17 protein-coding genes are annotated in these 19413 nt (G+C 55.8%); 7 read left to right on the forward strand and 10 right to left on the reverse strand.

Features of this window, described 5'->3' with window-relative positions; translation table 11 throughout:
* Position 1: 1 nt before the first annotated feature.
* Positions 2-316: a hypothetical protein gene (locus OCH02_RS14960; RefSeq protein ID WP_012146296.1), complete on the reverse strand. Its 315-nt coding sequence runs from the start codon at positions 314-316 to the stop codon at positions 2-4.
* Between the two features lie 177 nt (positions 317-493).
* Here OCH02_RS14960 and OCH02_RS14965 point away from each other — a divergent pair, with 177 nt between their 5' ends.
* Positions 494-1126: a response regulator transcription factor gene (locus OCH02_RS14965; RefSeq protein ID WP_261431907.1), complete on the forward strand. Its 633-nt coding sequence runs from the start codon at positions 494-496 to the stop codon at positions 1124-1126.
* Positions 1123-2907, forward strand: coding sequence for an ATP-binding protein (locus tag OCH02_RS14970; protein WP_261431908.1), 1785 nt, complete (start codon positions 1123-1125; stop codon positions 2905-2907). Before OCH02_RS14965 ends, OCH02_RS14970 begins: the two co-directional genes overlap by 4 nt.
* Positions 2908-2982: 75 nt before the next feature.
* Here the strand turns inward: OCH02_RS14970 and OCH02_RS14975 are convergent, their stop codons facing one another.
* Positions 2983-3816 (reverse strand): enoyl-CoA hydratase/isomerase family protein, encoded by an 834-nt coding sequence (locus OCH02_RS14975; protein WP_261431910.1) that lies wholly within the window; start codon positions 3814-3816, stop codon positions 2983-2985.
* A 126-nt stretch (positions 3817-3942) separates the two neighbouring features.
* Here OCH02_RS14975 and OCH02_RS14980 point away from each other — a divergent pair, with 126 nt between their 5' ends.
* Positions 3943-4317: a winged helix-turn-helix transcriptional regulator gene (locus OCH02_RS14980; RefSeq protein ID WP_261431911.1), complete on the forward strand. Its 375-nt coding sequence runs from the start codon at positions 3943-3945 to the stop codon at positions 4315-4317.
* Between the two features lie 11 nt (positions 4318-4328).
* On the opposite strand, the gene OCH02_RS14985 is transcribed toward OCH02_RS14980, so the two are convergent.
* The 3 genes from OCH02_RS14985 to guaB form a co-directional block, all read right to left on the reverse strand.
* Entirely contained in the window at positions 4329-4868 is a 540-nt protein-coding gene (locus tag OCH02_RS14985; protein ID WP_261431913.1) for a GNAT family N-acetyltransferase, read from the reverse strand.
* A 176-nt stretch (positions 4869-5044) separates the two neighbouring features.
* Positions 5045-6622 carry a glutamine-hydrolyzing GMP synthase gene (gene guaA / locus OCH02_RS14990; protein WP_261431914.1) on the reverse strand — a complete coding sequence of 526 codons (1578 nt, stop codon included), beginning with the start codon at positions 6620-6622 and terminating at the stop codon, positions 5045-5047.
* A 176-nt stretch (positions 6623-6798) separates the two neighbouring features.
* Positions 6799-8262, reverse strand: a complete 1464-nt coding sequence (gene guaB, locus OCH02_RS14995; protein WP_261096590.1) for an IMP dehydrogenase — start codon at positions 8260-8262, stop codon at positions 6799-6801.
* Between the two features lie 170 nt (positions 8263-8432).
* On the opposite strand from guaB, the gene xseA reads away from it, so the two are divergent.
* A complete protein-coding gene (xseA, locus tag OCH02_RS15000; protein WP_261431915.1) occupies positions 8433-9824 on the forward strand; it encodes an exodeoxyribonuclease VII large subunit in 1392 nt (463 codons plus the stop codon).
* A gap of 116 nt (positions 9825-9940) precedes the next feature.
* Here the strand turns inward: xseA and OCH02_RS15005 are convergent, their stop codons facing one another.
* Together OCH02_RS15005 and OCH02_RS15010 are read right to left on the reverse strand one after the other, a co-directional pair.
* Positions 9941-12307 (reverse strand): glycoside hydrolase family 31 protein, encoded by a 2367-nt coding sequence (locus OCH02_RS15005; protein WP_261431916.1) that lies wholly within the window; start codon positions 12305-12307, stop codon positions 9941-9943.
* Positions 12308-12318: 11 nt separating this feature from the next.
* Entirely contained in the window at positions 12319-13626 is a 1308-nt protein-coding gene (locus OCH02_RS15010) for an MFS transporter (protein WP_012146307.1), read from the reverse strand.
* A 365-nt stretch (positions 13627-13991) separates the two neighbouring features.
* Here OCH02_RS15010 and OCH02_RS15015 point away from each other — a divergent pair, with 365 nt between their 5' ends.
* The 3 genes from OCH02_RS15015 to OCH02_RS15025 are packed head-to-tail and all read left to right on the forward strand — an operon-like array spanning position 13992 to position 16482.
* A complete protein-coding gene (locus OCH02_RS15015) occupies positions 13992-15074 on the forward strand; it encodes a LacI family DNA-binding transcriptional regulator (protein WP_261431917.1) in 1083 nt (360 codons plus the stop codon).
* Positions 15075-15115: 41 nt separating this feature from the next.
* Positions 15116-16141 (forward strand): M4 family metallopeptidase, encoded by a 1026-nt coding sequence (locus OCH02_RS15020; RefSeq protein WP_261431918.1) that lies wholly within the window; start codon positions 15116-15118, stop codon positions 16139-16141.
* The gene (locus OCH02_RS15025) at positions 16141-16482 is read left to right on the forward strand and encodes a protealysin inhibitor emfourin (RefSeq protein ID WP_261431919.1); all 342 of its coding nucleotides are present in this window, start codon (positions 16141-16143) and stop codon (positions 16480-16482) included. The genes OCH02_RS15020 and OCH02_RS15025 overlap by 1 nt, the downstream gene beginning before the upstream one ends.
* Positions 16483-16486: 4 nt before the next feature.
* On the opposite strand, the gene OCH02_RS15030 is transcribed toward OCH02_RS15025, so the two are convergent.
* The 3 genes from OCH02_RS15030 to der form a co-directional block, all read right to left on the reverse strand.
* A complete protein-coding gene (locus OCH02_RS15030) occupies positions 16487-16708 on the reverse strand; it encodes a zinc ribbon domain-containing protein (RefSeq protein ID WP_261431920.1) in 222 nt (73 codons plus the stop codon).
* Positions 16709-16721: 13 nt separating this feature from the next.
* Entirely contained in the window at positions 16722-17678 is a 957-nt protein-coding gene (locus OCH02_RS15035) for an AEC family transporter (protein ID WP_261431921.1), read from the reverse strand.
* Positions 17679-17779: 101 nt separating this feature from the next.
* On the reverse strand, positions 17780-19264 hold the full coding sequence (gene der / locus OCH02_RS15040; protein ID WP_012146313.1) for a ribosome biogenesis GTPase Der: 1485 nt from the start codon (positions 19262-19264) through the stop codon (positions 17780-17782).
* Positions 19265-19413 lie beyond the last annotated feature (149 nt).

Consider the following 19413-nt stretch of genomic DNA (forward strand, 5'->3'; position numbering starts at 1 on the left):
ATTATTTATGCGTGACAACCGGGGTACAGCTCGGGGCGGTCAGCGATGGCGCAGATCCTAAAAACCCTGGCATCATCATCGAAGAGCAGTCGAAAATACGCCCTTTTTCAGTGGTGGCGCGGTAAGTGAGTTTCTGTCCACCCAGTGCGTCGGGTTGGGCGCCGTTAACATTGGTCACGGTAATTTCGTCTGATGAACCCAGACCCAGCATTTTAGCCGTTTCCGCCTGCAGCAAAGGTATTGCCTGATCGGTTTTCAACGTTGAACAACCGGCGACCAGTAAAGTCACGGCCAGAGCGATAAATGGTTTCTTCATAAATTATCCTTTTCAACCAAACAGATCCAAACGCTGAATGGTTCTATGTTTTACCTTATCCAAATCCCCGCATAATATATTTCTCTTTCCTAAACGAAAAAACCCTCCTAAAGTAGGGAGGGTGGATAATAAAAGATTACCGGAACCATCCGATACGTTTATGCGAAGGAGATAGCTTTGGGACAGGAGTATGCACTGGTCGTTGATGATCATCCTTTGGTGGCAAGCGGCATCGCCAATTTTCTTAATACGCATTGTCGATTTAAACATGTCCACATGGCGACCAACGAAGATCATTGCTATCGCCACATTATGCTAAATGGCCCTCCTCGTTTAATGGTTATAGATTTTTGGCTATCCAATGGCACGGCGCTTAAATTACTCAAAGAGGTGAATGAACGTTATTCACAGGTTCGTTTACTGGTGGTCAGTGGCGACGACAACAATGAAATATGGCAAAAGGTGCGAGAAGCCGGTGGTCATGGTTTCGTTCTTAAAAATGAATCGCCTGAATTATTCGCCAAAGCCGTAGCCACACTCACCGATAATCGACTATGGTTTCCTCAGGATAATGCGATGGGCGTAGTCTCCGTCCAAAAGCATTTGCAAAATTTAAATTTAACACCGCGACAGGTTGAAGTGCTTGCAATGATGCTGCGTGGTTTTCCTAATAAAAGAATAGCCTCGCAACTTTCTATTTCAGAACCCACAGTCAAAGAACACATCAGTAATATTCTGAAAAAGATAGGTGTGAATAGTCGGGTGGAAGCGATCACCCTGCTCCACGGCAGATCGGGATCATTACAATGAAGTTACTTCAATCTTTACAAGATGATGGTATTTCTCCCCGTGCGCAAATCCGTCTGCTGGACAATACCTTTATACGCCTGGTATTTAGCTTCAGCGCAGTGCCCTTTGTTGGTATTCCGTTCGCTATTTGGATTTATTTACTGGGTGAAAACCTATGGCCGATTACCCTCTGGATCGTCTTATATTTGTTCTGCGCCGTCGCCATCAGGTTATGGCATCGCAGCTATAAAAAAGAAACAATAAAAAAAGATGCGGACGTTATTCTTCGGCGCTGGCTACCTCATATCAATAAAGTTGCCTTCGTTCATGGACTGGGTATTTCTTCGTTATATATAATCACGCCGCAGATAAACAATTTTGACTTTTTCTTATTATTGAACATCAGTATCGCGGCTATCGTTGCGGCCAACGCAACACATTTAACGCCAGTCATTAGCACCTTTACCCTGTTTTTCTTTTCCTGCTGGAGCATACTGAATATTGGCATCATCTGGCGATTAAACGATGTCATGCTTATTGTGCTGATGCTTAACCTGCTTTATGGGTTCGCCATCTACCGCCACGCATTGAGCTCCCATAAATTTTTTATCCAGCAAGCCCGCCTTGAAGAGGAAAGCTCCCGTCTTGCGGAGCAATTCAGGCAGGCCAAAGAAGAAGCGGAGCAGGCCTTATTGGATAAAAACCAATTTCTTACTACTGCCAGTCATGATTTGCGTCAACCGGTGCACGCCATGGGTTTTTTGATCGAAGCCATTATCCATAAAAACCGCGATGTTACGCTCATCCCCCAGCTATTGGATCTGCAGCAAAGTGTACGATCCGTGCATCTTATGTTTAATTCCCTACTCGATCTCAGCAAGATTGAATCCGGCAACGTCAGCACAGCCACTACCCATGTAGATATGGGTACCCTGCTCGATTCGGTGATTACCCTGTTTCGTGAAGAGGCGAATAGTCGGAAATTGTCATTGCGGACCTGGCGGCCTAAGCGACGAATTCTCGTGGTGGGCGATCAGCTACTCATCAGGCAATCACTGATTAACCTGATACAAAATGCACTGCGTTATACGCAAAAAGGGGGCGTGCTGATAGCCATCCGCCCGCAGGGGAGTGAATGTCTGTTCGAGGTATGGGATACCGGCGTTGGCATCGCCGACGAAGAAAAAGGCAAAGTTTTTTCCCCCTATTATCGCCCTGAGCTGGCGTGGAAAATCGACAGTGCCGGCCATGGATTAGGGCTGGCGGTAGTGGCACGCTGCGCCAAACTGATGAAGGTGAAATACGGCATGCACTCCGTTGAAGGCAAGGGTTCCCGTTTTTGGATGCGCTTTGCCCTTTACAACGGAGAATGCGAGCTACCAGAAAGCACAAACAGTTACTCAAATGCCATTACGCCCATCCGCTATGCGCCGCTGTACGGTTCCTGCCTGGTGGTGGACGATGACCCGCTGGTGACTTCCGCCTGGTCAAGTTTAATGAGTACCTGGGGCCTTACCGTACGCTGTGCGGCCTGTGCAGAGGAGGCGTTTGCGATTATCGATGAAGGCTTCAGCCCTTTTGCCGTGCTGTGCGATCAACGGCTCCGCTCTGGCGAGAGCGGGTTCGATATATTAAAAGCGCTGTTTGAACGCCTGCCGGATACCAGCGGTGCCATGGTCAGCGGAGAATTTAACTCACCCACTTTGCAAGAGGCCGAGCAGGAAGGTTATCTGGTACTGCGAAAACCGCTGGAACCCGCGAAACTCTATGCATTGCTGTCGCAATGGGCAGCCGCCAGTTAGCCGGTAGGCTTTATACGGTGAACCCATGCCGGAATTCCGTTTCCGCATGGGTCCGATTTCAGGAGTGGCATTCCTTTAGATCTCGAGGCCGCGCAGCAGGCCTTCAAGGTTGCGCTCGCCAATCCGGGTCTGTGCACCTGCCTTCAATCCGCCCCGAATGAGTTTTTCTGCTGTGGGCCGTGCGAACAGCCCAGCCCAGGCAGCGTGCTCACGATAAAAGCCTTCCCGCAGATCTGGTGCAGGCATCGCCTGTTTGGCTGCCGCGATAACGCCTTCGGGCAATGCCGCGATGTTGCGAGCCAACCGATCGACGAAATCATCAAGTTCGGCAGCAGGTAATGCGCGATTGATCCATCCGTAACCTTCCGCCGTAGCGGCGTCGATCGGCTCGGCACCCAGGATCACTTCAAGCGCGCGACCGCGCGTCATCCGGCTGGTCAGATACTGGGTAGCACCACCGCCGGGCGTGATGCCCATCAAGGCCTCACACTGGGCAAGCCCCGCCAGCCCATCGGCAGCAAACGCCATATCTGCCGCCGCAACAAACTCGGCACCACCGCCGCGTGCCAACCCGGCAAGCTTGACTATCGTGACCTGCGGCTGCTCCCGCAGAAGCTCGCCGAAAGCCTGAAACGGATTAAGGCCTTCAGGCGCATGGCGTGCAAGCTCATCGAAAGCGTGCGGCTCATCGATTAAGGTCATGTCGACATGAGCAATAAAAAACTCGGGATTTGCGCTCTGGAATACCAACACTCGCGTGTCCGAATCATCACGAACAGCCACAAGAAAGCGGCTGATCTCCGACATCAAAGACACATCAAGAACATTGACCGGGGGATTGTCGATCGTAATCGTCGATACGCCATGGTCATGGGAAATACTCAGCCTGCCGAAATCTGTATCTGTCATGTCAATTTCCTGGGTGGTGGGGAAGAAAGTGGCACCGGGTTTGGGTGCTGTTCACCGCATGGTATACTTTGCATACCTAGGGTCAATTACGCACTTTAAACATCCCAGGGATGCTGGAGGATACCGATGAACGAGACAGATCCTGTCTACCGGGCCGACTGCCCAAGCCGAATCATTCTCGACCAGATCGCAGATAAATGGTCGATGATGGTGCTGGAAGTGCTTCGCGAGCCACGGCGTTTCAACGCGATTAAGCGCCGTCTTGACGGCGTCACGCAGCGCGTACTGACCCAGACGCTGCGTAAGCTTGAGCGCAACGGCATGGTTAAACGCAGGGTTCTGGATGGGCGAGTACTGGGCGTCGAATATTCACTGACCCCACTCGGCCAATCGTTACAGGAGCCGTTTGCAATCCTGTTCAATTGGACGCTGGGGAATATGGAGACGATTCAGGACTGCCAGAGAAAATATGATGAGCAAAGCCAACAGGTTGAAAATTGAGGTTGGCAGCCTCAATTCCCTGCGCGATTAATGGCCGCGTACATCCAATAATCTCGGGCCTGCCCGCGCACGCGGCGGTATTGCCTGATTAAACCTTCGCGCTGCATGCCCACCCGCTCCAGGACGGCAATGGACAATATGTTGCTATCAAGAACGGTAGCCTGGACACGCTGAAGGCCCAAAACGGTGTGCGCCCACTGAATAACGGCACTCGCCGCCTCAGTCGCCAAACCCCGGCCACAGTGGCTCGGGTCAAGATCGTAGGCAATTTCCGCCCGGCCATGATCGCGGGATATTTCGTTCAACCCTACCGTACCGAGCAAGCTGTCACTCGGACCCACAATGGCCCAACGAAGCGAGTCTTTGCCTTCGGCATAGTCAGCAACCAACTTTTCGAGGTTGGTCGGGCCGACATCCCCCCAACTGGTATGTTCAAGCACGCCAGGTTTACTCAAATACGCCGACCACGCATAAATATCGTCTAATCTCAGCGGCCTTAATGACGCGTAAAGCTCTTCAGGTAGTGGTATTCGTGTTGGCAATGTCGTCATAGCACCTCCTCCAAACCAGTCACTGATGCAAAGATATAAGGTACTGTGGTTTAGATGCGTTGTGAACTTACGCCAGGTAATTCCATAAAATTCTTTTACTCCAAAAAAAATCCCGCAGTTACGCGGGATTAGATGTGATTGCTGTTATTTAGCGCCAGCCTAAACCGGCAACCAAATCATTCCCACTCAATGGTAGCCGGTGGCTTGCCGCTGATGTCATAAACTACACGGGAAATGCCGTTCACTTCGTTGATGATGCGGTTGGAGACGCGGCCGAGGAAATCATACGGCAGGTGCGCCCAATGCGCGGTCATAAAATCGATGGTTTCCACTGCGCGCAGTGAAACAACCCAGTCGTATTTACGGCCATCGCCCATCACGCCCACCGAGCGTACCGGCAGGAATACGGTGAATGCCTGGCTGACCTTGTTGTACAAATCGGCCTTGTGCAGTTCTTCGATGAAGATAGCATCGGCGCGGCGCAGCAGGTCGCAATACTCTTTCTTCACTTCACCCAGCACGCGTACGCCCAGACCTGGCCCCGGGAACGGGTGGCGGAACAGCATGTCGTATGGCAGGCCCAGTTCCAGGCCAATTTTGCGCACTTCGTCTTTGAACAGCTCTTTCAGCGGTTCGACCAGGCCCAGCTTCATCTCTTTCGGCAGGCCACCCACGTTGTGGTGCGACTTGATCACGTGCGCTTTGCCGGTGGCAGAAGCCGCGGATTCGATCACGTCCGGGTAGATGGTGCCCTGCGCCAGCCATTTCACGTCAGCCTGTTTGCAAGCTTCTTCGTCGAACAGCTCAACGAACACGCGACCAATGATTTTGCGCTTGGCTTCCGGCTCGTCAACACCGGCCAGCGCGGTCAGGAAGCGGTCTTCCGCCGCCACGTGAACAATGTTCAGGCCGAAGTGGTCACCAAACATTTCCAGTACCTGGTCGGCTTCGTTCAGGCGCAGCAGGCCGTTGTCGACAAACACGCAGGTCAGGCGTTTGCCGATGGCGCGGTGCAACAGCATGGCGGTAACGGAAGAGTCTACGCCGCCGGACAGACCGAGGATCACGTGATCTTCACCGACCTGCTGACGAATACGCTCTACCGCATCTTCAATGATGGTGGCCGGAGTCCACAGGGCTTCACACTGGCAGATATCCAGCACGAAACGCTCCAGCATGCGCTGACCCTGACGGGTGTGGGTCACTTCCGGGTGGAACTGCACGCCGTAGAAGCGTTTTTCTTCGTTGGCCATAATGGCAAACGGGCAGGTATCGGTGCTGGCAACGGTCACGAAGTCAGCCGGGATAGCGGTCACTTTGTCGCCGTGGCTCATCCACACGTCCAGCAGCGGCTTGCCGGCCGGGCTCAGGGCGTCTTCGATGTCGCGCACCAATGCGCTTTCAGTGGTGATTTCCACCTGGGCATAACCGAATTCACGCTCGTTGGAACCTTCTACCTGGCCCCCCAACTGCATCGCCATGGTCTGCATGCCGTAGCATACGCCCAGCACCGGGACACCGGCGGTGAACACGTATTCTGGCGCGCGCGGGCTGTTGGCTTCGGTGGTGCTTTCCGGGCCGCCGGACAGGATGATGCCGCTTGGATTGAATTCGCGGATTTGCTCTTCGCTAACGTCCCAGGCCCACAGCTCACAGTAAACGCCGATTTCGCGCACGCGGCGTGCTACCAGTTGAGTGTATTGCGAACCAAAATCCAGAATAAGGATGCGATGCTTATGGATATTTTTTGTCATGTGAGGCGAATTCCAGCAACAGAGAAAAAGGAAAATCTAAATCGTTAGGACGGTTTCAGTCGGCGAGGCCAAACAGTTGGTTGTCGCCCGCAGCACAGCATGCACAGTTGACATAAAGTCAATGAGCAATGCGAGCAGCGGACGGCGAACAAATGCGCCGGCCGCAGCCCCTGAAATTAACCCATGCGGTAGTTCGGTGACTCTTTGGTGATGGTCACGTCATGCACGTGGCTTTCCTGAATGCCGGCGCCGCTGATGCGCACAAATTCAGCCTTGGTGCGCAGTTCGTCGATGGTGCCGCAACCGGTCAGGCCCATGCAAGAGCGCAGACCGCCCATTTGCTGGTGAACGATGGCTTTCAGCATGCCTTTGTAAGCCACGCGGCCTTCGATACCTTCAGGCACCAGTTTGTCGGCGGCGTTGTCGGTCTGGAAGTAACGGTCGGAAGAGCCTTTGGACATCGCGCCCAGTGAACCCATACCGCGATAGGATTTGAACGAACGGCCCTGATACAGCTCGATTTCGCCCGGAGATTCTTCGGTACCCGCCAGCATGGAGCCGACCATCACACAGGATGCACCCGCCGCGATAGCTTTGGCGATGTCACCGGAGAAACGGATGCCGCCGTCGGCGATAACCGGGATACCGGTGCCTTCCAGCGCTTCAACCGCGTCGGCGATAGCGGTGATCTGTGGGACGCCAACGCCGGTCACGATACGCGTGGTACAGATGGAGCCAGGGCCGATACCCACTTTCACTGCGCTAACGCCGGCATCAGCCAGCGCTTTGGCGCCTGAAGCGGTCGCGACGTTACCACCAACGATCTGCAGGTCCGGGTATTTGGCGCGGGTTTCACGGATACGCTGCAATACGCCTTCGGAATGGCCGTGGGAGGAGTCGATCAGCAGGACGTCAACGCCGGCAGCGACCAGCGCATCAACGCGCTCTTCGTTACCTGCACCGGCGCCAACCGCAGCGCCAACGCGCAGACGGCCATGCTCGTCTTTACAGGCGTTTGGCTTGCGTTCGGCTTTTTGGAAGTCTTTGACGGTGATCATGCCCAGCAGATGGAACTGGTCGTCGACCACCAGCGCTTTCTCAACGCGTTTTTCGTGCATTCTCTGCAGCACGACTTCACGCGCTTCACCCTCTTTCACCGTAACCAGGCGCTCTTTCGGCGTCATCACGGCGGTAACAGGCTGGTTCAGATCGGTAACGAAGCGGACGTCACGGCCGGTAATGATGCCGACCAGTTCGTTTTCTTCGGTCACTACCGGGTAGCCGGCAAAGCCGTTACGCGCGGTCAGTTCTTTCACTTCTTTCAGGGTGGTGGTCGGTGTTACGGCCTGTGGGTCAGTGACCACGCCGCTTTCATGTTTTTTCACGCGGCGGACTTCTTCAGCCTGACGCTCGATGGACATGTTTTTGTGGATGAAGCCTAAACCGCCTTCCTGCGCCAGCGCGATAGCCAGATTGGCTTCGGTAACGGTATCCATGGCTGCGGACAGCATAGGGATGTTCAGGTGGATGGTTTTGGTCAATTGGGTGCCGAGCTCAGCGGTATTAGGCAGAACCGTAGAGTGAGCTGGAACCAGGAGAACGTCGTCGAATGTCAGTGCTTCTTTTGCGATGCGTAGCATGGGCAATATCTCACCAGAGTGGGCTGTGAAAAAGATAAAATATTGCCGCGGCATTATACAGAGCGTAATCGGTTGCCTCCAGCACTTTCTCACAAAAACTCTTGATTACCTTTTTCAGCCATGTAGTATCGACCAATTAAGTGCTTGTTTTGAAATTTGATCTGGGTCACATGTCGCTACCTGTTTCGCCGTCTATTTTTACCGTAAGCCGCCTGAATCAGACGGTTCGACAGCTGCTGGAAATGGAAATGGGCCAGATTTGGCTCTCCGCCGAGATTTCCAACTTCTCCCAGCCCTCTTCCGGCCACTGGTATTTCACGCTGAAAGACGATCGCGCTCAGGTCCGTTGCGCGATGTTCCGCAACACTAACCGCCGTACCACTTTCCGTCCGCAGAATGGCCAACAGGTCCTGGTTCGCGCCAGTATTACGCTGTATGAACCCCGCGGCGACTACCAGCTGATTGCCGAAAGCATGCAGCCTGCCGGTGACGGCCTGTTGCAACAGCAGTTCGACCAGTTGAAACAGCGCCTGAGCGCCGAAGGCCTGTTCGACCAACAGTTCAAGCAACCCTTGCCCAGCCCGGCCAAACGCGTCGGGGTTATTACCTCCGCCAGCGGTGCGGCACTGCACGATGTGTTGCAGGTGCTGCAACGGCGTGATCCTTCACTGCCTATCATTATTTACCCCACGTCGGTGCAGGGTGCAGAAGCGCCATTGCAGATTGTGCGTGCCATCGAAACGGCTAACCGCCGCGACGAGTGTGACGTGCTGATCGTCGGCCGTGGTGGCGGTTCGCTGGAAGATCTGTGGAGTTTTAATGACGAACGCGTGGCGCGGGCAATTTTCGCCAGCCGCATTCCGATCGTCAGCGCCGTCGGCCATGAAACCGACGTCACCATTGCCGACTTTATCGCCGACCTGCGTGCGCCAACCCCTTCAGCCGCCGCCGAGCTGGTCAGCCGCAATCAGCTGGAGCTGCTGCGCCAGTTGCAGTCCCAGCAGCAGCGGATGGAAATGGCGATGGATTACTATCTGGCCCAGCGCCAGCAACAGTTCACCCGCATCAACCACCGTTTGCAGCAACAGCATCCGCATCTGCGCCTGGCGCGTCAGCAGACGCTGTTGTTCAAACTGCAGCGCCGGTTGGAAGACGGCATGCAGAACCAACTGCGTGTGTCCTCACGCCGCAGCGAGCGGGCGCAACAGCGCTTGGCGCAGATGCAGCCGCAGGCACGGATCCATCGCTATCAGCAGCGCGTGCAGCAGCAGGAATACCGACTGCAACAGGCGCTGGATCGGCAGCTCAACGCCTGGCGTCAGCGCTTTGGCGTGGCCTGTAGCCAGCTCGAGGCGGTCAGCCCGCTGGCAACGCTGGCGCGCGGCTACAGCGTGACGCAAACCCCTCGCGGCGAACTGCTGAAAACCACCAAGCAGGCTCAGGTCGGTGAACTGCTGAAAACCCGTCTGCAGGATGGCTGGGTGGAAAGCGAGGTGAAAACCATCACCGTCACCAAGAAGCCGCGCAAAAAACGCGCGGCCGAATCTACCCGTCATAATTGAAGCCGCATCTGTGTTGGCTTCACCCGCTCACCCGAATCACTTACCTGAGTAAGCTCGTCGGGATGAACGTTCTCGCCGCCTTGATGCCACTCCAATTATTTAGGGTATAACTTTTACTACTCCAGCGTAAAACTGCTGCCCGGCACGCCGTTAATCCACAGTTCTCGCGTCTCTCCAGTTGGCAAACTGCAGGCCAACGTCTGCCATGCCGGTTTAAAGCGGCCCTCGGTGGTGATGTTCAGCGTGATGCGCTGATTGTCACTGAGCATCTCCCAGCGCAGCCACAGCGCGTCGCCCTGCTGCCAGCCATAACTTTCCCCGTCGTCTTCGAATAACAGCCCAGAAGCGCTGCCACAGCCTTTTAGCGGAAAGAGTTTAAGCTCGCGCCGATTGTCGGCCGCCACATCAACATGCGCCAAGCGGGATGACAACGGCAATGCTGCACCGGCACGTACCAGCAGCGGCAAGCGCTCCAGCGGGGCCTCCAGCACCACCGTCTGACCGCCACTGAACCATTGGCCGCTGTAGAAGCAATACCAGCCATCGCCGTTATCCGGTAAGTATACCGGCCGCTGGCGTTGTCCCTGCTCCACTACGCTGGCCACCAGCAGATCGCGACCCATCATAAAATCATCGGTTTCTTTCAGGGTCTGCTCGTCATGCTCATGGTCGAGGAAGGTCGGGCGCAGCATCGGCTCGTCGTCGGCACTGGCCTGCCACAACAGGGTGTAGAAATACGGCATCAGCCGGTAACGCAGATTAATCGCCTCGCGCACCGCCGGGGTGGCGGCCGGATACATCCAGGGTTCGTTAACCGTGGCGTCGTCATTCCAGGAGTGAATGGTAAAACGCGGATGCATCACGCCGTTTTGCACCCAGCGCACCAGGAGTTCGGCGTCCGGCTTGTCACCGGAAAAACCGCCGACGTCGTGTCCCAGGTTATACAGGCCGGACAGACTCATGCCCAACCCCATGCGGATGTTGTAACGCAATGTCTGCCAGTTGGTGCGGTTATCGCCGCTCCAGGTCTGCACATAACGCTGCATGCCGGCACACCCGGAGCGCGAGATCAGGTAAGGCCGCAGCGCGGGAGCAAAGCGTTGCTGAGCCTCCATTGAAGCGCGCATCATCAGTAGCGGCATCACCGGGCGAATGTGCTTGATGGCGATAGGCGTGCCGAAACCGTGGCAACGCGCTTCTCCGTCCCACACTTCGTATTCGTTATTGTCATTCCAGGTGGAATCGATGCCCATCTCCAGCAGCTGCTGCGTCACGCCCTGCTGCCACCATTGCACCGCCGCCGGGTTGGTGAAGTCGAGGTGCGAGCCTTCGTCATCCCAAAAGCTGGAGCGCTCCGGCCGGTCACTTTCGGAATCCCGGATAAACAGCCCCTGATCCGCCGCCTGCTGATACTGCGGATGATCCTGCAACAGGCACGGCTTGATGTTGGCCGCCAGCTTTAACCCGGCATCATGAAACGCCTGACTCAGCTGTTTGGGCTGCGGCACCTTGTCGTAGTTCCAGTTGAATACATAGCGCTTGTTGCCGATCGAGGTATAACCCGACGACAGCTGGAAGGAGTCGCAGGGAATATCATGCTGGCGACAGAGCTGAATAAACTGCTGTAGCTGCTGCTGGGCGTCCGGCGCATCGGTGTAATGCATGGTAGAACCGCTGTAGCCCAGGCTCCATTTCGGTCCAAAGTGAGTCTTGCCGGTCAGGCGTACAAACGCCTTGGTCACGTCCAGCACCTTAGGGCCGAGGAACAGGTAATAATCCAGATCCCCCGCTTCGGCCTGATAGCGGCGATAGGCCAGATGGTAGTTGTCGATCTCATTGCCCAGATCCAGCCAGCAACTGCTCAGGTTGTCGTAAAACAGCCCGAAACTGGCCTCTTCCCCGCGGGTGATGGTGAAAGGAATGTGCTTGTACAGCGGATCGGTGCTGGCGGCGTTGTAACCCATCGCGTCCAGGTTGCGCATTTCAAAGCGGCGACCGCTGCGCTCCAAATCACCGGCCTTCTCACCCAGGCCATAGTACCGCTCGCGAGCCTGACGCCGCTGATAGTGGGCCACGCCGTCGCCGTGCGGATTCAGCAGGTAAGCGCTTGTTGGCCGATCGGCGGCCAGCGGACGCCATTCACCGGCGGCGTTGCAGTGCTCCCACTCCAGCCACAGCGGCTGATGCACGGTAACGCGCAGTGCAGACGTCGTCACCACCAGCCGATCCTCATGTTGCTGCAGCTGATAACCCGGCAGGCCGAAGCCGGCCACGCTCAAGCGGTCACGCCCTTCCCAGGGCACATCCGTCTGCGGCGCAATGCTCCAGGTGCGATCCAGCGCCAACTCGCCATTGCGCTTAATCAACACGCGGAACAGGCTGTTTTCCAGTACGTACAGGCAGAACAGGTGACGTTCGTCGACCAGCAGCTCAATGCGATCGGCATACTGACCGGCCAACGTCCAGTTTTTTAAGGTTTTCATAGGCATCCAACTTAACTATTGAGTGTTTTTTTACCGCCGCGTTCGGCGATCAAGGCAATCAGGAATACGGCGCCGATCAGGTCGAAGAAGCCCATGGCGATAAACAGCGGGTTGAAACCGACGGTATCGGAGACCGCGCCGATCAGCAGCGTGAACAGGAAGCTGGCGATCCAGGCGCTGGAGCCGCGCATGCCGTTGACCGTCGCTACCTGATTTTTATCGAATGATTCCACCACCAGCGCACTGAGCATGCAGGAGATCACCTGATGGCCGAAACCGCCGATCGAGATCAGGGCGATCGCCACATAGGGATCTTTGGTGATCGCGACGAACGCCAGCGAGACCATCATGAATGCACCGGTGACCGAGCTGGCAACCACCGAGTTGACGCGGCTGCAGCCAAACCATTTACGGTACAAAGTGGTGAGATAGCCGCTGGCGACACTGCCGATGTCCGCCGCCAAAAACGGCAGCCAGGCAAACATGGCGATGTGTTTTAAATCCATGCCGCGTTCGGTGGCCAAATACAGCGGTACCCAGAAACTGAATACCGCCCAGGCCGGCTCGGCGAGAAAGGCCGGAATGGCAATGCCGTAGAACTTTTTGTTGCGGCAGAGAATGGCCAGCGACTTGAGGAAAGGCAGTCGGGGTAACTCCGGCTCGTTGTCTTCGCGGATCAGATCCAGCTCCTGCTGGCTCAGATTGGGGTGCTGCTGCGGCGAGTGGTAGAACCGCCACCACAGCACCACCCAGAGCAACGCCAGCGCGCCGGAAAACAGGAAAGCGCCCTGCCAGCCAAAGGAGACGTGGGCAATAACGATGATCGGCGGGGCCAGCATGGCACCAATAGAAAACCCGACGCCTGCCCAACCGGCAGCGATGGGCCGTTCCTTTTTCGGGAACCAGTCGGAAATCGCCTTGGCGTTGGCCGGCGTGGCCGCCGCTTCTGCCCCGCCCATAAAGAAGCGCAGGATCGCCAACTGCACCCAGGTGCCAGCCCCGGCATGCATCATGCAAACCACTGCCCAGATGCTGGCGCAGATCAGGAACCCCATCTTCAGGCCAATCACATCAATCAACCAGCCGCAGATCGGCTGAAACACCGTATAGGCCAGTTGGAACGACGCCACCACCCAGGAATACTGTTCGGTGGTCATGTTCAGGCTGGTTTTCAGCTCAGGCGCCAGGATGCCCAGCGAGTTACGAGTGATGTAGTTAACCGTGACACCCAGCAGAAACAGCGCCAGCATCCACCAGCGCAGTGATTTAAATTTACGCCGGCCGCTGTCGACGACCCTTTGATTAATTTCCACACTCATCTGTCTTCTCTCCACGACGGCTGCCCGGTGACACAGCGCGCTTTTTGGTAGGGTACGTTTGGTTGGCGAAGGTATGGGTGGTGTTAAATTGCATTATGCTTCCCAGAAGCAGGCGCCTGACCTTCACAACCACATGATTTATTTTCATTTTATTTATAATTCAGCCCGTCAATTGGACTGATAAATCTATAAAGTTGGCATACCAATTCAGACTAGCCAGCCGGAAGCGTGAGCGAAACGTGGTTTTTTGCAAAAACTTTCATACAAAGGATAAAAGCTCGCCATAATGGCCGCCGAAGCCTGACAGTACGCTGAAAAAATGCAGTGAAAATATTTTCATTGCCAAATTTGAAGGAGATCACAGAATGAACGGAAAGCTGAAAATACAGGAGATCGCCCACCAAACCGGGTTGTCGATCAGCACCGTTTCACGCGTTTTAGCCGGCAAATCCAATACCAGTGCCGAAGCCCGCCAGAAGGTGCTGGCCTGCGCCCAACAGAACGGCATTCTGCAAGGGATTTCCAGCGGTCGACTGATGCTGAACAGCGTGATGGTCTTCGCGCCACAACGCGCCTTTGACGTACGTACCGATATTTTTTACTACAAGGTTATTCAGGGCATCACCGCTGCGCTGGCAGAACATGAGGTGCGTATTCGCTATTGCGGGCTTGAAGAACTGCACAGTGACGGCGCGCTGTTTCTGGAAAAGATGAGCGATCCGCAGACCCAGGCGGCGCTGATTATCGGTATCGATGATGAGCATATCCACCAGTTAGCCGCCGATCTGAATAAACCCTGCGTGCTGATTAACTGCAGCGACCGGCAGATGCGGCTCGATAGCGTGTCACCCGATCATCAACTGATTGGTGAATTCTCCGCCAATTACCTGTTTCAGCAGGGACACAGCCATATTCTGAACCTGCAGTGCCTGCGTCGGCACACCATGGAGCTGCGGCTGGCGGGCATCAAGCAAGCCTATGCGCGGCACAACATCGCCTTTGACGAGGGTCGCCATCTGGTCACCACCTCCGGTTTCGGTAGCGAAGAGGCTGAACAGGCGCTCACCACCTTTATCAACCGGGTCAGTCAGCGCTCGCAGCTGCCGACGGCCATTCTTGCCGGTGGCGACTATATGGCGGTCGGTGCGGTCAAGGCACTCAACAAATTGCAGTTGAGTGTACCAGGCGATATTTCGGTGATGAGCACCGACGGTTTTAATCTGGCAGAAATTCATGACGTGCCGCTCACCTCGGTACAGGTGCCGCGCGACGAGTTGGGCTATGAGGCAATTCAACTCCTGCAACGCCGCATGCTGCGCGCCGATGCGCCCCCGTGCAACCTGCTGCTGCACGGCAAGCTGGCGGTCCGCGCCTCGGTCAAACGCGTCAGCCCCCATAAAACCAGCCCGGCGGTCAGCACTCACGATCACCGTCTTTACGATGTCTGAACTACACTTAGTGGCGGAATCTTTATTCAAGGAGAGCCACTATGCCGACCCTGACAGCGCGTTCGGTCATTCCCCCTTATATGCTGCGTCGGATCATTGAGCACGGCAGCCTGCCGCAGCGCGACTGCGCATTGCATACTCTGAATCACGTTCAAAGCCTGCTCGGCAACAAGCCGTTGCGCGCCCCCGGGGCAAAAACCTCGACCGGAGGTGAAGTTATCCGCGATATTTTTGATGCCGAAAACGGCACCCAACTGCCGGGTAAACAGGTGCGTAATGAGGGCCAGGCCAGTAATCATGACGTGGCGGTGGATGAAGCCTATGACTATCTCGGCGTCACCTACGATTTCTTCTGGCAGGCGTTCAAACGCAACTCGCTGGACAACCGGGGCCTGCCGCTGACCGGCAGCGTGCATTACGGCAAGGAATACCAGAACGCCTTTTGGAACGGCCAGCAAATGGTCTTCGGCGACGGTGACGGCGAAATCTTTAACCGCTTTACCATTGCCATCGACGTAGTCGGCCACGAACTGGCACACGGCGTCACCGAAAGTGAAGCCGGATTAATTTACTTCCAACAGGCCGGTGCGCTGAATGAGTCGCTGTCTGACGTATTGGGTTCTTTGGTCAAGCAGTTCCACCTCAAGCAAACCGCGGATAAGGCCGACTGGCTGATTGGCGAAGGCCTGCTGGCAAAAGGTATCAACGGCAAGGGCCTGCGTTCGATGTCGGCACCCGGTACCGCCTACGACGATCCGCTGCTGGGGAAAGATCCGCAGCCGGCCGACATGAAAGACTACATTCAGACCAAAGAGGATAACGGCGGTGTTCACCTCAACTCCGGCATTCCCAACCGCGCCTTCTATCTGGCGGCCAGCGCTCTGGGCGGCTTTGCCTGGGAGAAAGCCGGTTACATCTGGTACGACACGCTTTGCGACAAGGCACTGCCGCAGGACGCTGACTTCGCCACCTTTGCCCGTACCACGGTGAAACATGCCAAACAGCGCTTCGACAGTACAACGGCGGATAAGGTACAGCAGGCCTGGCATCAGGTAGGGGTCGAGTAATGAAACCCTTGCCGGCACTCAATCAGGACACGGTCATTGAGCTGGCGCGTGAAGGCGGCTTCGCCTTTATTCCCAAACTGGCGGGCCAGCGGCGCATTGCGCTGGCCGACATTACGCCAGAGCAACGGCAGCGCCTGAATCAACTGTTGAACCAGACGCTGCCCTACGCCCAGGAAGAGGGGCAACCGGACTCGCCCGGCTGCGGTGACCAACGTTATTTTCGCGTGCAGATCAGCTATTACAGTCAGGCTCTATGCAGTGAAATCGTGCTGTTGATCCCGGAAACCAGCGCCCCGCAGGCGTTGGTCGACCTGTGGAAAACCGGTCAGGTGGATGAGTGAATGCTTACAACGGCTGATAACTGAATAGCACCCGCTTTTTGGATACCAGCCCGTGGCCGTTCTGGCACAGGTAGTCCACCGCGCCGCAGGCCTTGAGCGCTTGTAACGGCTGCCCGCAATCCGGGCAGTGGGCCAACTGCTGATAATCGCTGTTACAGGCGGTGCAATGGTAGTGACCATTCACCCACTCCATCGTTTGATCGCATTGCGGACACTGCGCTTCCATCGTCACTCCCTGGTTAAATCACGCCCCATGAGCGTAAGAAATAGATGCCCAACGCGGTAGTGAAAAACGAGCCAACGGTGGTGATGGCGATAATATTCGCCGCCAGCGTGGCATTGCCCCCCATCGCACGCGTCATCACATAGCTGCCAGAAGCCGTTGGCGTAGCCGAGAACAGGAAGATAATCCCCAACGCCGCGCCGTGAAAACCGCACAGCCAGCCACCCAGCGTCATTATCACTGGCACGACAAACAACTTGGCCGAAGAGGACAGCGCCGCCACGTTGGACGAGCGAAACATGGCGCGCAGATCCAAACTGGCCCCGGTGCACAGCAACGCCAGCGGCAACGACAGTGCCGAGATATAGCTGCCCGTCTGCCGGATCACCTGAGGTATCCCCAGACCGGTCTGCGCATAAGCCAGTCCGCACACCAGGCCAATAATCAGCGGATTGCTGACAATACTGCGCAACAGTGACAGACGGCTGATCCTCTTGCCCTGTCCGCCCTGCAGGCTGCGCGTGAGGGTAATCACCGACAGCACGTTAAACAGGATCACCGTCACCGTCAGGTACAGCGACCCTAATGCCACGCCCTCACTGCCGTAAGCGGTCATGGCATAGGCCAGGCCGACAATGGCGGTATTGGCACGGAAGCCGCCCTGCACAAAGACACCGCGCTCACGCGGCTCTTTAACCAGCCAGACGGCGGCCACTTCCAGCAACAAAAAGGTGGCGAGAGTGCCGATAGCGCCGAAGATCACCAGCGGCAGGTTACCCAACAGCTGTGGGTGGTTGGTAGCAATGCTGAAGAACAACAAACAGGGCAGCGCCAGGTTAAACACCAGTTTGGTGGCGCCGTCGATAAAACGGTCGTCCATCAAGCGCCAGTGGCGCAGCAATATGCCCAGCAACATCATTAACAGATTGGGTACGGTGACGTTGAATGCAAAACTCCAGGTTTCCCAGGACATGATGTTCCTTCAGGCTAACGGCGGTAATAGTCAGATAATAAAACGATTTCGATCCAATAAAAAAGGGCGCGGTAGTCATACCGCGCCCCTAATACTGATTATTAGCCTTTCTTCAGGTGGCTCATCAGGCGTTTACGCTTGCGCATCTGGTTCGGCGTCAGCAGGTTGCGCTTGCCGGCGAACGGGTTCTCACCCTCTTTGAACTGGATGCGGATTGGCGTACCCATTACCTTCAGAGAACGACGGAAGTAGTTCATCAGGTAGCGTTTGTACGAATCGGACAGATCGGTCACCTGGTTGCCGTGGATCACCACAATCGGCGGGTTATATCCACCGGCGTGCGCATATTTCAGCTTCACGCGGCGGCCACGTACCAACGGCGGTTGGTGATCGTCGGCAGCCATCTGCATGATTTTGGTCAGCATTGAGGTGTTCACGCGACGGGTCGCACACTCGTAAGCTTCCAGTACCGACACGAACAAGTTGCCAACGCCGCTACCATGCAGGGCAGAGATAAAGTGAATGCGGGCGAAATCGACAAAGCCCAGACGCAGATCGAGCATCTCTTTCACGTGATCGCGATCTTCCTCGCTCATGCCGTCCCACTTGTTGACCACAATCACCAGTGAGCGCCCACTATTGAGGATAAAGCCGAGCAGCGAGAGATCCTGATCGGAAATGCCTTCGCGTGCATCCACCACCAGCAACACCACGTTGGCGTCTTCGATCGCCTGCAGGGTTTTGATTACCGAGAACTTCTCTACGGTTTCCGTCACCTTGCCGCGCTTACGTACCCCGGCGGTGTCGATCAGCACGTATTCGCGCTCGTCGCGGACCATCGGGATATAGATGCTGTCACGGGTAGTACCCGGCATGTCGTATACCACGACACGATCTTCGCCGAGGATGCGGTTAGTCAGTGTGGACTTACCTACGTTAGGACGACCCACGATAGCCAGCTTGATTGGCAGATCCTGCGGATTGAAGTCGTCTTCCGGCTCTTCTTCTGCGCCTTCGAGGGTTTCACCTTCTTGCTCGGCCCAATAAGCGGCGTTAGCCTCTTCTTCGGTCAGCTCGACTTCTTCCGGCTTTTCACCGACAAACGGCACCAGTACGTGCTCGATCAACTGCGCTACGCCACGACCGTGGGAAGCCGCGATCGGATGCACGTCGCCCAGGCCCAACGAATAGAAATCGGCGGCGGCCATGTCTGGATCCATACCGTCGGTTTTGTTGGCGACCAGGAAGGTGGCTTTCTGACGGTTACGCAGATGCTGGGCAATGCCCAGATCGGCCGGCATCAGACCGGCGCGAGCATCGACCATAAACAGCACGATGTCTGCTTCTTCGATCGCCAGCAGTGACTGACCGGCCATGCGTGTTTCAACGCCATCTTCGGTGCCGTCAATGCCCCCGGTATCGACGATAATAAATTCATTACCCTCAACCTCAGCACGACCATACTTGCGGTCTCGCGTTAGCCCGGGGAAATCCGCCACCAGCGCATCGCGCGTATGGGTTAAACGGTTAAACAAGGTGGATTTACCCACATTCGGGCGCCCTACTAGCGCGACGACAGGTATCATTGTGAAGCCTCATTACTTAATAATCAATGCGTTACTACACTATGGATAGACACCAGAAGTGTAGCTTATAAAAATACGAAACGGCCCCTGAACATTCAGGAGCCGTTTTTCCCCTTCATCTTTCGCGCCGCAGCGGCGTTGACTGTGCG

The sequence above is a fragment of the Serratia quinivorans genome (assembly GCF_946227985.1).
Taxonomy (GTDB): Bacteria; Pseudomonadota; Gammaproteobacteria; order Enterobacterales; family Enterobacteriaceae; genus Serratia; species Serratia quinivorans_A.

Bases quoted from the DNA above. Each gene is read 5' to 3' on its own strand.
- guaA (WP_261431914.1), bottom strand. From the start codon at position 6,622: ATGACAAAAAATATCCATAAGCATCGCATCCTTATTCTGGATTTTGGT.
- OCH02_RS15025 (WP_261431919.1), top strand. From the start codon at position 16,141: ATGAAACCCTTGCCGGCACTCAATCAGGACACGGTCATTGAGCTGGCG.
- xseA (WP_261431915.1), top strand. From the start codon at position 8,433: ATGTCGCTACCTGTTTCGCCGTCTATTTTTACCGTAAGCCGCCTGAAT.
- OCH02_RS14980 (WP_261431911.1), top strand. From the start codon at position 3,943: ATGAACGAGACAGATCCTGTCTACCGGGCCGACTGCCCAAGCCGAATC.
- OCH02_RS15010 (WP_012146307.1), bottom strand. From the start codon at position 13,626: ATGAGTGTGGAAATTAATCAAAGGGTCGTCGACAGCGGCCGGCGTAAA.
- OCH02_RS15035 (WP_261431921.1), bottom strand. From the start codon at position 17,678: ATGTCCTGGGAAACCTGGAGTTTTGCATTCAACGTCACCGTACCCAAT.
- OCH02_RS15005 (WP_261431916.1), bottom strand. From the start codon at position 12,307: ATGAAAACCTTAAAAAACTGGACGTTGGCCGGTCAGTATGCCGATCGC.
- guaB (WP_261096590.1), bottom strand. From the start codon at position 8,262: ATGCTACGCATCGCAAAAGAAGCACTGACATTCGACGACGTTCTCCTG.
- OCH02_RS15020 (WP_261431918.1), top strand. From the start codon at position 15,116: ATGCCGACCCTGACAGCGCGTTCGGTCATTCCCCCTTATATGCTGCGT.
- OCH02_RS14985 (WP_261431913.1), bottom strand. From the start codon at position 4,868: ATGACGACATTGCCAACACGAATACCACTACCTGAAGAGCTTTACGCG.
- der (WP_012146313.1), bottom strand. From the start codon at position 19,264: ATGATACCTGTCGTCGCGCTAGTAGGGCGCCCGAATGTGGGTAAATCC.
- OCH02_RS14975 (WP_261431910.1), bottom strand. From the start codon at position 3,816: ATGACAGATACAGATTTCGGCAGGCTGAGTATTTCCCATGACCATGGC.
- OCH02_RS14960 (WP_012146296.1), bottom strand. From the start codon at position 316: ATGAAGAAACCATTTATCGCTCTGGCCGTGACTTTACTGGTCGCCGGT.
- OCH02_RS15015 (WP_261431917.1), top strand. From the start codon at position 13,992: ATGAACGGAAAGCTGAAAATACAGGAGATCGCCCACCAAACCGGGTTG.
- OCH02_RS15030 (WP_261431920.1), bottom strand. From the start codon at position 16,708: ATGGAAGCGCAGTGTCCGCAATGCGATCAAACGATGGAGTGGGTGAAT.
- OCH02_RS14970 (WP_261431908.1), top strand. From the start codon at position 1,123: ATGAAGTTACTTCAATCTTTACAAGATGATGGTATTTCTCCCCGTGCG.